The 13,849-nt window shown below is 41.1% G+C and carries 12 protein-coding genes; 7 read left to right on the plus strand and 5 right to left on the minus strand.

From position 1 onward, the window contains the following. Nucleotides 1-65: 65 nt before the first annotated feature. The 5 genes from rsfS to B9T30_RS11910 all read right to left on the minus strand — a co-directional run bounded on the left by rsfS (nucleotide 66) and on the right by B9T30_RS11910 (nucleotide 5,990). On the minus strand, nucleotides 66-467 hold the full coding sequence (rsfS, locus tag B9T30_RS11890) for a ribosome silencing factor (RefSeq protein ID WP_074947409.1): 402 nt from the start codon (nucleotides 465-467) through the stop codon (nucleotides 66-68). A gap of 77 nt (nucleotides 468-544) precedes the next feature. Next, nucleotides 545-1,339 carry a hydroxypyruvate isomerase family protein gene (locus B9T30_RS11895; RefSeq protein WP_086185176.1) on the minus strand — a complete coding sequence of 265 codons (795 nt, stop codon included), beginning with the start codon at nucleotides 1,337-1,339 and terminating at the stop codon, nucleotides 545-547. A gap of 33 nt (nucleotides 1,340-1,372) precedes the next feature. Further along, on the minus strand, nucleotides 1,373-2,239 hold the full coding sequence (locus B9T30_RS11900) for an NAD(P)-dependent oxidoreductase (protein ID WP_086185177.1): 867 nt from the start codon (nucleotides 2,237-2,239) through the stop codon (nucleotides 1,373-1,375). A gap of 36 nt (nucleotides 2,240-2,275) precedes the next feature. Beyond that, nucleotides 2,276-3,064, minus strand: coding sequence for a crotonase/enoyl-CoA hydratase family protein (locus B9T30_RS11905; protein ID WP_074947412.1), 789 nt, complete (start codon nucleotides 3,062-3,064; stop codon nucleotides 2,276-2,278). 115 nt (nucleotides 3,065-3,179) lie between these two features. Continuing rightward, nucleotides 3,180-5,990 carry a response regulator gene (locus B9T30_RS11910; RefSeq protein ID WP_086185178.1) on the minus strand — a complete coding sequence of 937 codons (2,811 nt, stop codon included), beginning with the start codon at nucleotides 5,988-5,990 and terminating at the stop codon, nucleotides 3,180-3,182. Nucleotides 5,991-6,143: 153 nt separating this feature from the next. Here B9T30_RS11910 and cysM point away from each other — a divergent pair, with 153 nt between their 5' ends. The 7 genes from cysM to B9T30_RS11950 all read left to right on the plus strand — a co-directional run bounded on the left by cysM (nucleotide 6,144) and on the right by B9T30_RS11950 (nucleotide 13,848). Then, nucleotides 6,144-7,073 carry a cysteine synthase CysM gene (cysM, locus tag B9T30_RS11915; protein WP_086185179.1) on the plus strand — a complete coding sequence of 310 codons (930 nt, stop codon included), beginning with the start codon at nucleotides 6,144-6,146 and terminating at the stop codon, nucleotides 7,071-7,073. Nucleotides 7,074-7,096: 23 nt separating this feature from the next. Next, nucleotides 7,097-7,918 (plus strand): 3'-5' exonuclease, encoded by an 822-nt coding sequence (locus tag B9T30_RS11920; protein ID WP_086166197.1) that lies wholly within the window; start codon nucleotides 7,097-7,099, stop codon nucleotides 7,916-7,918. A 6-nt stretch (nucleotides 7,919-7,924) separates the two neighbouring features. Beyond that, nucleotides 7,925-9,328, plus strand: a complete 1,404-nt coding sequence (gene rlmD, locus B9T30_RS11925; protein WP_086185180.1) for a 23S rRNA (uracil(1939)-C(5))-methyltransferase RlmD — start codon at nucleotides 7,925-7,927, stop codon at nucleotides 9,326-9,328. 17 nt (nucleotides 9,329-9,345) lie between these two features. Continuing rightward, nucleotides 9,346-11,652: a RelA/SpoT family protein gene (locus tag B9T30_RS11930; protein ID WP_086185181.1), complete on the plus strand. Its 2,307-nt coding sequence runs from the start codon at nucleotides 9,346-9,348 to the stop codon at nucleotides 11,650-11,652. A 507-nt stretch (nucleotides 11,653-12,159) separates the two neighbouring features. Beyond that, nucleotides 12,160-12,798: a beta-ketoacyl synthase chain length factor gene (locus B9T30_RS11940; RefSeq protein ID WP_086185183.1), complete on the plus strand. Its 639-nt coding sequence runs from the start codon at nucleotides 12,160-12,162 to the stop codon at nucleotides 12,796-12,798. Continuing rightward, entirely contained in the window at nucleotides 12,792-13,604 is an 813-nt protein-coding gene (locus tag B9T30_RS11945; RefSeq protein WP_086185184.1) for a lysophospholipid acyltransferase family protein, read from the plus strand. The genes B9T30_RS11940 and B9T30_RS11945 overlap by 7 nt, the downstream gene beginning before the upstream one ends. Next, nucleotides 13,588-13,848 (plus strand): phosphopantetheine-binding protein, encoded by a 261-nt coding sequence (locus tag B9T30_RS11950; protein WP_086185185.1) that lies wholly within the window; start codon nucleotides 13,588-13,590, stop codon nucleotides 13,846-13,848. Before B9T30_RS11945 ends, B9T30_RS11950 begins: the two co-directional genes overlap by 17 nt. Nucleotide 13,849 lies beyond the last annotated feature (1 nt).

Raw genomic sequence — 13,849 nt, forward strand, 5'->3', positions numbered from 1 at the left:
CAGCACTCCATGCTAAAACAGAAGTCCTAAGATGAAAAAAGCGACCTTAAGGTCGCTTTTTTTCTTTACGCTATCGATTCTGGAGTGGCACGCCATAAGCTTTCAAGGTCGTAAAATTTACGTGCCGCTGGAAGCATAACGTGGACAACCACAAAACCAAGGTCGATTAAGATCCATTCTGCATCACGTTCACCTTCAACACCGAGAGGGCGAAAACCTGCTTTACGTGCTTCTTCAGCAACATTATTTGCAAGGGCTTTAATGTGACGCGTTGATGTGCCGCTAGCAATCACCATGGCATCTGCCACATTACTAATCGCGCTTACATCAATTTCAAGAATATCTTTTGCTTTTACATCTAATAGGGCTTCATGTACAACTTTTAAGCAAGCTTGTACATCTTGAGCTTGAGAATTCATTGCGATATCGAGAGAATTAGAAGCGCTGGGCGATGGTTCTAAATTCATAAAGGGTTTTATTTCCAGACAATAACTCATCGTGTAATATAGCGGTTTTAGTGCTGTATTTCAATTCTGTTCATAATTTAACTTTGCGGATGTTTTGCAAAATATTTATCTTTCCATGCAAAGGAATGGCTGGAATGGGCTTGTGGTCTATATTCGGCTGCAATATAGCCACTGTATGCACTTTGATTGAGCCATTGAAAAATTTCTGCAAAATGTATTTGTGCGCTATCGGGTTCATGTCGTCCGGGGCAGTCGGCAAATTGAATATGCCCAATATCGTGAATATTTTCTTTTAAGGCTTCCAGTACATCTTCACCCATCATTGCCATATGGTAACAGTCATATTGCATTTTAAGGGCAGGGTGTTGCACAGCTTCTAGCATTTCTTGTGCTTGAGCAATATTTTGCACTAAAAAGCGTGGCATATCGGTGCTATTAATCATTTCAAAAACAGGTTGAAGATGATGATCGGATAGCATATGACAGGCAAGTTTAAGATTGCTCGATAAAGTATTTAAACAAGGCAGTAAGTCTGAGTCGAGTGGTTGTTTACCCGCTAAAATATTGACACTAGGCACATTCAGCGCAGTGGCGTATTGAATGGCTTGTTCTAAACCACGGTGAAACTCCAGTTCCATCCCCGGAACACCAGCTAAACCATTGCCACCTTGCATTAAGTCACCAGCAGGTACATTAATCAGGCAAAGGGTCAGGTCATGTATGGTGAGTTGACTTTGAATTTGCTCGATGCTGAGTTCATAAGGAAATTGAATCTCAACATGTTTAAAACCCTGTGCCTGAGCCAGAGCAAAGCGCTCAATTAAGGGCACTTCGGTAAAAATCATCGATAGATTTACAGCCAACTTAATCATGCCTTTACTCCTTGTCGGTTAAAAGTGAGCTGCTTAAGATTCAATCAGTTGAATCACTGTTGCAAGATCAGCTTCAGCATAGCCTTTATTTTGATGGCTTTGCAATTGTGATAGTGCTTGTTTTGCAACTGGAATATTTAAATGGAATTGTTCTGCCAGCTGAACCGCATTATTTAAGTCTTTGGACAAAGTTTGCACTTTCCATTGCACAGGTTCAAAAGTATGGGTCGCCATACGCGGGGTTAAAATTTGGAAAGGTTTTGAGTCGGCAAATCCACCTGCCAATGCTGGTGCCAGTAAAGTGGTATCCACACCTGCTTGAGCAGCTAGAGCAACTGCTTCAGCAATTAAGGTACTGTTTGCAGCCACAATCAGTTGATTGCATATTTTGGTGGCTTGCCCAGTGCCTGTTTCACCCATTCGGGTGACGCGTTGTGAAAGCACGTTATAAATCAGCGATAAATCCTGAATGGTTTGTAGATCACCCCCAGCAAAAATCACCAGTGTGCCTTGTTCAGCCCCTGCTGTCCCACCCGAAACAGGGGAGTCAATCCACTGCACTTGATGCAGTTGCGCTTGCCCTGCCAAGGCTTTGGTTTGATCGACCGATAAACTAGAGAAATCCACAATCACTTGCTCAGCACATAATTGCGCTTGAATTTGATCATAAACAGATTGCACCGCTGCATCATCAGCCAAACAGGTCAAAATAACCGGATATTGCCCAATCTCTTGCAGCTCTAAGGCCGTGGCGCCCATATCAATCAGAACGTCACATGCGGATGCCGTTCGATTCCACACCGCCACGGTAAAACCTGCTTGAATGAGTCGAGTTGCCATTCGGCTACCCATCAGCCCCATACCTAAAAATGCAATTTTTGTATTACGATCAAAACTCATGTGTTTTTCTCTGCACAATGTTGTTATTTCAATAGTTTACTTATATTGGCGCGGTAAAAATTGAACTTCAGGGTTCTTGTCTTTTTTACGCGCTAATTTACTATTTTTACCTAAAAGTAATTTCAGTTGCCAGATTTTTTCGAGGCGTAAAGATTTTTTCGGTTCATGTTCCATGGCATCAAGGACGCGTTTAGCTGCGGTTAAGGCATCAGGAGAGCGTTGTAACATTTCTTCTGCAATGGCTTGGGCTTTGCTGATTGGCGATTCATCTAAATGAGTCACTAAACCAATTTCTTTGGCATACGTAGCATTGAAAATTCGACCTGTTAAAGTCAGTTCTTTCGCAAGATCGACACTGATAATACCTTTAATGGAACGTGTCAATCCCATGTCTGGAACCAATCCCCAACGACTTTCCATAATCGACATTTGGGTATCAGGATGAGCAATACGAATATCCGCAGCCAGTGCCAATTGCATGCCTGCACCCAGACAATATCCTTCAAGTGCAGCAATCACAGGAACAGGCAGTTCTTGCCAAATAAGAAATGCTTTTTGAAATAGGCTTTGTCCCGGTTTAATCAGTTCCCATGCTGCATAAGCGGTATTTTTTGGAGCATTTAAATCGGCAAGGTCAATTCCAGCACTAAAGACATGTGCTTCACCCGTTAAAATCACGCAGCGAATCGAACGGTCTTTTTTAATTTGATTGGCTGCATTGACCAATTCGCGTAATAAAGCAAAGCTCATGGCATTGCGTTTTTCTGGACGGTTTAAAGATACTGTTGCGATGCCATTGTTTTTTTCTATGCGAAGTAACGCCATGAGATAGACCTATATTTTTTTAGATTGTTTTGAGCATAACACGGTCATTTCTCTGATACATGACAGTCGAGTCACATCTAAATCTAGACGCTACTGCCACGATTTGCATCAGACTCTAGAGATTTGTTTTGTTTAAAATTTGCTGTGCTGCCTGTTCGACCAGTTGAATGACGGATTGTAATTCATCCAAGCGTTTTAGCGTCTCTTGAATAAAGCTGTCATCTGCTTTACGGCGTTCTTTGCGTAAAGAAGAAATAAACTGTTCAAATCCACCTGTAACCTCTTGTAGGTTCTGCACACCAACATAGCGTGTTGCACCATATAAACGATGCAGGACGTGTTCGAGTTGCGGAAAATCTTCCAATTCAATTAACTGTTGTATTTCATTGATTTCTGCTGGGAAACTATCGACCAACATTTTCAGTAAATCAATCGCCAAATCTTCTTTATTGGCAGCCAGTTGCAAACTTTGTTGCCAATCTAAAATATGCGGATCGAGTGCTTCAATCAGGATGGCTTTATCGGCAACTTTGGCTTTTTTAAAGCTTTCTGATGTCCAATGGGTCAAAATTTGAATAATTTGTTCCATTTGAATCGGTTTGGTGACGTAATCATCCATACCGACCTGTAACAGTTTTTGTTTCTCATCTGCCAGTGCATGTGCCGTCAATGCAATAATTGGCAGGCGTTTATGGTTTTCTAAGGTCGATTCTAGCGAGCGAATCGCACGTGTGGTATCAATACCAGACATCACAGGCATTTGAATATCCATGAACACCACATCAAAAGCAGCCAACCCTTTTTCAATTCTCTTTTGAATAATTTCAAGCGCTTCTTGACCACTTAAGGCTTTGGTGGTTTTGACATTCAGTTCACCCAATAGTGCTTCTAAAACTATTAAATTCGGTAAATGATCATCTACCGCAAGTACATGTAAACCTTGCCCATTAAATTCTTCATGGACATCATGTTCAAAAATAGGCTGATTGCTGAGCAGTTGAATTAATGCGCTGCGACTGAGCGGTTGATACATTGGTCGCGCCCGATATTCGCTTAACATGTTGGGATCGAGCGCCATTTGATAACCGTAGACGGCAATGTTGCCAGAATAGCGATTTCGAATTTCTTTTAATAATGCTTCGCCATCACCACTATGATCGACAATCAGCCAAGTGTTTTCATCACTTTCCGAGAAGCGCTTCAGTTGACTAAATAAATCTAGAATCGAGCTGGTTTCAACATGATGGACACCATAATTTTCCAGATAATGTCGTAAAATATTTGCCGTTGCAGGATGTGCTAAGTACGATACCACCTGCATTTTATTAAAGTTTGGATGTTCAATTTCAATCTCGTCATCCACAGCAAACCGAGCGGTAAACCAGAAGGTTGAGCCTTTTTCAGTTGGTGCGCGTTCTTGGTTATCTTCAAAACCAATTTGACCTTGCATTAAATGCACTAACTGTTTGGAAATGGCTAAACCTAGACCTGTACCACCAAATTGGCGGGTGACTGACGCATCGCCTTGCGAGAAGGATTCAAACAGTTTTTTCCGGTCTGTACCACTTAGGCCAATCCCGCTATCTTGTACGCTAAAGTGTAATAAACAGTGACCAATATCATCATGTTCCATCCGTGCACGGACAATAATTTCACCATCTGGAGTGAACTTAATGGCATTGGAAATGAGGTTGGTCAGAATTTGTTTGAAACGTAGTGCATCACCCACCATTTGGGTCGGTATATTGTCAGCATAGTAAAAAGCCATATCAATATGCTTTTGTGCAGCCAAGGGCGAGAGCATATCCATCACATCAAAAATGGCTTCTTCTAGGTCAAAGGGTGCGGTTTCTAATTCTAATTTACCGGCATCAATTTTCGAGAAATCGAGCACATCATTAATTAGGGCCAAAAGATGGGCAGATGATTTACGAATGGTCTGTAAATATAAGTTTTGTTCATTGCTTAAATTGCCTTGGCGCAGCAATAAATGAATAAAGCCATCAATACTATTTAACGGGGTGCGTAATTCATGACTGATATTGGCCAAGAACACCGATTTAGACTGATTCGCGGAAATGGCTTGGTCACGTGCTTGACGATAGGTAATATTTTGCACTTCTAAGGTGTCTAGAGTACGGCGTAAATCATCTTCAGTTTGTTCGGTATGTTCTTTTAGTTCTAAAAAACTGAAATGTAGACGCTTAACCACATTGGCAATATCACGCTGGAGTAAGCGTAATTCACCAGTACTGTTAATGACCATGTGCTGGTCTAGTGTGTCAGCATTTAAGCGTTGTAATTGCATACGAATTTCGTACATCGGTGCAATCCAGCGACGTGAATAAAAATTCAAACACAATAACAGCAGCAATAAAGTCAGTAGACCGGTCGCCACCAGTACAATCATGACACGATAACGTGCAATTTCGAGTGGCTGGTTGTCGAGTTCAATCACCAGTTGTGCCGGTGATTGCGTATTTTCATTAATATTGAGTGCGTAAATATTATTTTTATTATAAGAAATTGGGCCAACAAAAGAGGCTTTGGAGTGAATTGCAGGCCAAGGGTCTTGGTCTTGAAAACCAATGCTTAAACGGTTTCGACCTTTGGGATCAATAATCGCAGCACGAATAACATGTTTTTCATTTAACATGCTTTGCATGGCGTTACGCGCTTGATCATATTGCCAAGGATAACGATTGAGTAGGTCGAGTGCAGCTTCAGACGTGGGTTGGTAGCGCGTCATAATGGCAATTGCCATTTGTTTTTGCTGTGCACGTGATGCGTTTGACGTTTCGGATAAAACCAACAATGCACCAACACATGCCAAAATCGTAATTGGCACAAAAATCAGTGCAATTAATTGTCCATAAGCATGATTTAAGTGTAGACGCTTAAATAACTTTTTATTGATATTTGACATGGTTAAAGCAGTTTATTTCCTATGCACGGCAGTTTAGCATGCTTTATTTGAAACTGATTGTGCTTTAATCACTTTCAATAAAAAGCCAGTTAAATGGGTGCAGCGCCTAGCATTTTTTCATACAATAGGCGCACCTCGATCTAGGTGCAAATAATGAGTAATATCTCCCCTGATTTTCAAGCAGACGAATTTTTGTTAGATCACTATGTAGGAAAAACTCCTTTAGTGCGTTTACAGCGTCTAGCAAGTCACACTCAAGCAACAGTACTGGCAAAACTTGAAGGCAATAATCCGGCAGGTTCGGTCAAAGACCGTCCTGCATATAACATGATTATGCAAGCTGAAAAGCGTGGTCAAATCAAGCCAGGTGATACGTTAATTGAGGCGACAAGCGGAAATACAGGGATTGCCTTAGCCATGGTTGCCGCAATGCGTGGCTACAAAATGACTTTAATCATGCCTAATAATATGAGCCAAGAACGTAAAGATGCAATGCGGGCTTACGGCGCTGAACTGATTGAAGTCACCAAAGAACAAGGCATGGAAGGCGCACGTGATCTTGCCTTGCAGATGGAAAAAGAAGGCACAGGTTTGGTGCTGAACCAATTTGGTAATCCTGATAATGTTGAAGCGCACTATCTCACCACTGGCCCTGAAATTTGGCAGCAAACGGGTGGGAAAATCACGCATTTTGTCAGTTCAATGGGCACGACGGGCACCATTATGGGCGTTTCTAAATACTTAAAAGAAATGAACCCAGAGATTCAAATTATCGGTTTGCAACCCTCGGATGGTTCAAGTATTGCGGGTATTCGTCGTTGGCCGGAAGAATATTTGCCTACCATTTTTGATCGTCGTCGTGTTGACCGCATTATGGATATTCCACAAATTGAAGCGGAAAAAACCATGCGTAAACTGGCACAAAAAGAAGGCATTAGTGCGGGTACGTCATCTGGTGGTGCAGTTTGGGCGTCTATTCAATTGGCGCAAGAAAATCCTGAAGCCGTTATTGTTTGTATCATTTGCGATCGTGGCGATCGTTACCTTTCTACAGGTTTATTTTCAGTTCAAGACCCTGAATAAATCTGCAATTTTGTGAGTTTTACATGCGCTTACCTGTTTTAATTTTCGATATAGAAACCTTGACCGATTTAAAGTCGGGGGCGCATTTGTATGGTTTAGATTTGCCAGATGCAGATTTAGAACAGGCCTTAATTAAATTACGTCGTCAAGAATCGGGCATGGATTTTCAACGTCTTGCTTTGCATGAAATTGTGTGTATTTCTGGCTTATGGTTAGATGAACAAGGTGGCATGAAAATGTTCTCGTTTAGTCGAGAACAGCACAGTGAAGCTGAAATTTTAACCAAATTTCTCTCCATTTTTGATAAGCGCAATCCAACCCTAGTCAGTTGGAATGGTTCACAATTTGATTTGCCTGTGATTCTTTTTCGCGCCATGTATCATGGTTTGTCTGCACCAAGTTTATTCGATCAAGGCGAAATTGATCAGCAAAAGCGCTATAATAACTATCAGAACCGTTATCACCATCGTCATGTCGATTTAATGGATGTGATGGCGATGTTTAATGGTCGGAATTTTCAAAAACTGGATGATATCGCACATTTACTGGGTTATCCCGGTAAACGAGGTGATGGTGCTTATCATGTACCCGAGTATGTACGTCAGCAAGAATGGCAAAAACTGACGGCATATTGCGAAGGGGATGTACTCAATACATGGTTGGTTTATTTGCGTTGGTCGTTATTAAAAGGTCAGCTGTTAATCAATGATTATCGTGATGTTATTCAGCGCACCATTCAATTTTTATCCACCCAACCTCAACATCGCGATTTTTTAGCAGTATGGCGTGAAACTTCACAACGTACTGAATTTACATCGATTGACTTTCTTTCTCCCACACTCTAGGTATTCATGAAACATAGAACCAAGCCCCGTCCAGCTCAACAGCCGATTTATACTTTTCAGGTTGAGTCACTTTCACATGAAGGACGGGGGATAGCACACTATGGATCACACCCTGATCATCCGAGTGAGAAGCAAGGCAAAAAAGTATTTATTCGTTATGCTTTGCCGGGTGAGACCGTGAGCGCGCAAATTACCCATGTGGCTAAACGTTTAGAAGAAGCAGATAGCACTGCGTTATTAAGTGAACCTGCTGCAACACGTATTGAGCCGAAATGTCCGCATTTTACCGTGTGTGGTGGCTGTAATATGCAGCACATTCAGTTAGATGAACAAATTCGTCTCAAGCAAGAGGTTTTAAAATCGCATTTAGAACATTTTGCTGGAATCCAGCCTGAGCAATGGCTCCCTGCTTTACGTTCAACCCGTGAAGATTACCGCCGTAAAGCCCGTATTGGGGTACGTTATCTTCCACAGAAAGATAAATTGGTGGTGGGATTCCGTGAGAACCAAAGCAATAAATTGATTTCGATTGACCGTTGTCTGGTGCTGGATCGTGAATTTGGCTCCATCACTGCATTGAAACAGTTACTCCAAAGTCTAAAAGCCAAAGCAGCCATTGGTCATATAGAATTGGCTATGGGCGATGATGAGATTGCATTGCTGGTTCGTCATACTGAAAAATTATCACAACAGGATGTCAACCAATTAAAACAATTTGCGTTAAACAAACAGTGGCAATTGTATTTACAACCAGAAGGTGCAGAGAGTTTGCACCGTGTAGATGATCCAACGGCTGCAATGCGTTTGCATTATGCTTTAGATGATTTTGACCTCAAATTTGGCTTTAGTCCGATTGATTTTACCCAAGTCAATTCGACGATTAATCCACAGATGGTGAAGCTGGCATGTGATTTGCTTCAATTGAAGCAAGGAGAGCGCGTTCTAGACTTATTTTGTGGTCTAGGTAACTTCACTTTACCGCTTACGCGTTGTGTGGGGGAAACTGGACAAGTGGTGGGTGTGGAAGGGAGTGAAGAAATGGTACGCCGTGCTGCGGAAAATGCTGAAAGCAACGGTATCGTTCACGCTCATTTTTATTCACAAGATTTAACAAAAGATTTTTCGCATCATTCTTGGGCAAATCAAGGATTTGATGCATTATTGATTGATCCTCCGCGTGCGGGTGCCGAGGAAATCATGCATTATGTACCTAAATTTGGTGCAAAGAAAATTGTTTATGTGTCATGTAATCCTGCAACATTGGCACGTGATGCTGGTGTGTTGGTACAACATGGCTATCGATTAAAAAAGGCTGGGGTAATGGATATGTTTACCCATACGGGACATGTTGAGTCTATTGCCTTATTCGAAAAATACAATGAAATAAACGATTTAGAATATGATAAGTAAAGAGGTAGGAGAAGGGTATGGTCACAGTACGTGAACAACTTCCTGGGCGACTTAATGAGCTGTCAGAGGAAGCGACTGTAGAACATGCCGAACAAGCTCGACATGATTTAGCCGAATGGCTGAATCGTGTTCGTGGCATCTTAGATGGCGCAACGCTTGAACAACTCGAAGAAGTTGCTCATTTAACTTTACATAAAGAGCTGCAAGCCACGGTTAATCATCGTTCAAATACCTTTTATACCGGTATTGAAATGGCCGATATTTTGGCACATTTACATGTTGATGAAGACACCTTGTCTGCGGCGATGTTGTATCGGAGTGTTCGTGAAGGCGTGATGACGCTTGAAGAAATTCGTGAACATTTTGGAGAGCAAGTCCATAGTCTAGTCCAAGGGACATTGGCTATGGGGAAACTTTCAGAACTCATTGAAAAGAACAAACGTTTAGAAGATCATTTTAATAACAATCAGCGCGAACATTTAAGCGGCATTTATAAAATGCTGATTTCTGTGACTGAAGATGTTCGTGTCGTACTCATTAAGCTGGCAGAGCGTACCTATGCTTTACGGGAACTGGCCAACTCTTCTAAAGAGCGTCAAGAGCGTGTAGCTCGTGAAATTCTGACTATTTATTCACCTCTGGCACATCGCCTAGGCATTGCTCAGCTTAAGTGGGAACTTGAAGATTTAGCATTTCGTTATTTAGCACCAGAACGCTATAAAGAAATTGCATCGTTACTGAATGAAAAACGTTTAGAGCGCGAGCAATATATTCAATTTGTCATTGATAAACTGAAAAAAGAACTGGCTGTCTATGATATAGAAGCGGAGATCACTGGACGGGTCAAACACATTTATTCGATTTATCGAAAAATGAAAAGTAAAGACCTGAGTTTTGACCAGTTGTATGACATTCGTGCTGTACGTGTCTTGGTCAAAAGTGTGCCTGAGTGTTATCACTCACTGGGTATTGTGCATCAAATTTGGCGACATATTCCGCATCAGTTTGATGATTACATTACCAATCCGAAAGCCAATGGTTATCGTTCTTTGCATACCGCTGTCATTGCAGAAAACAAATCGCTGGAAGTGCAAATTCGTACCAAGGCCATGCATGAAGAAGCTGAACTTGGGGTATGTTCGCATTTCAATTATAAGGAAGGTGGTAAGAACACCGATCACTCCTTTAATCACCGATTACATTCTTTACGCGCAGTCTTAGAGCATTATCAAGAACGTAATGATGCCAGTGCGCATAAATCGGGTGAAGATGCCGAAAACTTTGAACAACTTCAAGATTTTGAAGGCTTTGAGAAGATTTATGTATTTAGCCGTGATGGTGATATTAAAGAATTGCCACGCGGTTCAACGGTTTTAGACTTTGCCTATCATGTGCATACCGAAGTGGGTAATAAATGTTATGCCGCGCGTGTTAATCAGCGCTATGTACCATTAACCTACACGCTAAAAACTGGTGAACAAGTTGAAATTTTAACCAAAAAAGATCGTGATCCGAATCGTGATTGGTTAGTAAATTCACTGGGTTATATTAAGACTTCGCGTGCGCGGGATAAATTGCGTCATTGGTTTAGACAGCAAGATCGTAGTAAAAACTTGGAAGTTGGCCGTGAAATTCTGAATAAAGAACTTTTACGTTTGGCGATTCATCCCAAAAGTATTGATTTAAGTGATTATTGCAATCACTTCAATGTCAAATTGGGTGAAGATATTCTGATTGGTTTGGTCAATGGCGATATCAGCCTGCATTCCTTGATCAATCAGGTCAATCGTCATATGCATATCGGTCAAGATGAACCTGAACTGGTGCTAAAACCGACCTTGAATCCACGTGCCAGTCATACACTTTCTGCGCATGGTATTCTGATTGATGGTTTGGATAATGTGGAACTGCATATTGCTCAATGCTGTCAACCTGTGCATGGTGAATCGATTGGTGGATATATCACACTTAATCGTGGGGTGAGCATTCATAAAATTGCGTGTTCAGACTATAGCCGTATGATTACGCAAGAACCTGAACGTGCGGTAGAAGCCGATTGGGAAATGCAACCGACGCGTGGTCAAAGTGTGCAAATTGTGGTGGAAGCGTATGACCGCCGTGGTTTGTTAAAAGATTTAACCCAAGTCATTTTTTCTGATCAAATTAATATTCGTCAGGTCAATACCATTTCAGAATCAGATGGTATTGCCAATATGAAATTATTAATTGAAGTCAAAGGTTTAGCTCAATTATCACGTTTGTTGGCACGTTTGGAGCAACAACCGGGGATTATTAGTGCCCGCCGTTTGGTACAAGGCAATTAATCAGCCAAATTTTTAAGCAATGAGAGTTGAAAAACCAGCAACAAATGTTGCTGGTTTTTTTATGAAGGATTATTTTATCGGCTAAAAATAATAGGGTCTGTTGATATTTCAGCCATGCATTGCGTTATTCACTAAAACAACTCAAACAAGGCATGAAATGCAGACAATGGTTGATCCCCTTGTCAAGTTTCATAACGAAGTTTGGGGCGGTTTTAGTGATAACCCTACGGGACAGGGACATTTTTTCCGCTACTGCGTTATGTTTTTCTTATTTAGAATGACTAAATTTCGCAAAACATGCCTTGTATCGTCTAAAAAACGTCCTCTGTCGCAAGCATCTGTGAAATGTCAACAGACCCTAAATATAGAATTAAATCAAAATGATAAATATATGTAATTCAATGAGTACAAGATACTTTTTGTGTAAATTTTATGACAGGTGCTATAATCCCGCGAATAAAATAGCCTTGAGCTAAAAATATTCTTAGGGTACGGAAAATTTCGGTAATGATTCAAATAAATATATCTCAACTGTATATCAGTCGTGCCGATGAAACCGTTCCTGCCTTAGAAAAAATCCCTGCAATGCAGCGTAGACGATTATCACCGATTGCAAAATTGGCGATCAATAGTGCTATTGGCTCGCTGAATGCTGAATCAGTGGATTATATTGTCTGGGCTTCGCAATATGGTGATGAACATAAAACGCTGAAAATTTTAGCCGATGTATTGCAAGATCAAACGCCATCACCTACCCAATTTTCGACTTCTGTACACAATGCCGTTGCTGGGTTGTATTCAATTTTATGTCAGGATTCCACACCCTCGACCAGTTTGGCTGCCTCGTGGAGTGAAGCACTGATTGAAGCCTATGCTTGGTTAAAAACAACAAAACAACCCAATTCACGGGTTTTGGTGGTGTATTACGACGAAGCACTACCTGCGATTTATCAGGAATTCCAGCCTTTTCGTGGTTTTGCCATGTCTGCGCTGATCGGCCTTGATGGCCCCAATTTACAATTCGATCTGAATGCATTGGCGCATCATCAGTATAAATATCTGGATGCACAAAATTTTTATGATTTCTGGCAGCAATCTCAGCAGAACCCAGATGACTCTCATATGCAAGCGTGGCAAAAATGTTAAAGCTGAATCAAATTAAACAAAAAGCCAATTATTTATGGCGTGTCGGTGCGACAGGATTTAGTTTTGCCAGTTTTGGCATCGGTGGCGTTGCCATCGGTGGTTTAGTTGCACCTTTGGTTAATTTATCGACACAAAATCAAAACTTACGTCAGCGGCGTACACAAAATGTGATTCGCTATAGTTTCAAAGGTTTTACTGAAATGATGGTAAAGCTAGGAATTATGACCTATGACATTGAAGGTCTAGAAAAATTACAGCAAAGTAGGCAGGAACTGATTATTGCCAATCATCCAACATTGGTGGATGTGGTGATCTTGATTGGTTTAATGGAACAAGCCAATTGTGTGGTCAAGCAAGCATTATGGGCCAATCCATTTACCAAAGGGCCCGTGCAAAATGCAGGTTACATTTTAAATGCAGGTTCTGAACAATTTATTCAGGACTGTGTGGACAAACTAAAGTTAGATCAAGCGGCATCTTTGCTGATTTTTCCTGAAGGTACACGGACTGCAAAAGGTGAATTGTTGAATGAATTTCAACGTGGTGCAGCCAATATTGCCATTCGTGCCCATGTGCCGATTCGTCCAGTGTTGTTGACCTGTACGCCTTCAACTTTAACCAAGAATGAAAAGTGGTATCACATTCCTTCACAGCCCTTTCATATTCATGTGAAGGTACTAGATGCCATTCAAGTCGATGATCTTTTAGATGATGCAGCGGTCAGTCCGAAAAATGTGCGTCATTTAAATCATCAATTACACCAATTTTTTAACCAAGAGTTATCTAAAAATGAGCAATCTTGCTGATGAATTAAAGCAAATGATTATTGATGTTTTGGCCCTAGAAGACATCAGCATAGATGATATTAAAACTGAAGCAGCATTATTTGGTGATGGCTTAGGTTTAGATTCAATTGATGCTTTGGAACTTGGTTTGGCTTTGAAAAAGCGTTACAACATTCATTTGAATGCTGAATCGGCAGAAACCAAACAATATTTTAAATCAATTCAAAGTCTTGTAACTTTGGTTGAAGCACAGAAAACGGCATAAG

Origin of the sequence: Acinetobacter sp. ANC 4973 (genome assembly GCF_002135275.1) — a bacterium.
GTDB lineage: Bacteria > Pseudomonadota > Gammaproteobacteria > Pseudomonadales > Moraxellaceae > Acinetobacter > Acinetobacter kyonggiensis.

Coding starts and splice junctions, on each gene's coding strand:
- rsfS (WP_074947409.1), bottom strand. CDS start 467: ATGAATTTAGAACCATCGCCCAGCGCTTCTAATTCTCTCGATATCGCA.
- B9T30_RS11895 (WP_086185176.1), bottom strand. CDS start 1,339: ATGATTAAGTTGGCTGTAAATCTATCGATGATTTTTACCGAAGTGCCC.
- B9T30_RS11900 (WP_086185177.1), bottom strand. CDS start 2,239: ATGAGTTTTGATCGTAATACAAAAATTGCATTTTTAGGTATGGGGCTG.
- B9T30_RS11905 (WP_074947412.1), bottom strand. CDS start 3,064: ATGGCGTTACTTCGCATAGAAAAAAACAATGGCATCGCAACAGTATCT.
- B9T30_RS11910 (WP_086185178.1), bottom strand. CDS start 5,990: ATGTCAAATATCAATAAAAAGTTATTTAAGCGTCTACACTTAAATCAT.
- cysM (WP_086185179.1), top strand. CDS start 6,144: ATGAGTAATATCTCCCCTGATTTTCAAGCAGACGAATTTTTGTTAGAT.
- B9T30_RS11920 (WP_086166197.1), top strand. CDS start 7,097: ATGCGCTTACCTGTTTTAATTTTCGATATAGAAACCTTGACCGATTTA.
- rlmD (WP_086185180.1), top strand. CDS start 7,925: ATGAAACATAGAACCAAGCCCCGTCCAGCTCAACAGCCGATTTATACT.
- B9T30_RS11930 (WP_086185181.1), top strand. CDS start 9,346: ATGGTCACAGTACGTGAACAACTTCCTGGGCGACTTAATGAGCTGTCA.
- B9T30_RS11940 (WP_086185183.1), top strand. CDS start 12,160: ATGATTCAAATAAATATATCTCAACTGTATATCAGTCGTGCCGATGAA.
- B9T30_RS11945 (WP_086185184.1), top strand. CDS start 12,792: ATGTTAAAGCTGAATCAAATTAAACAAAAAGCCAATTATTTATGGCGT.
- B9T30_RS11950 (WP_086185185.1), top strand. CDS start 13,588: ATGAGCAATCTTGCTGATGAATTAAAGCAAATGATTATTGATGTTTTG.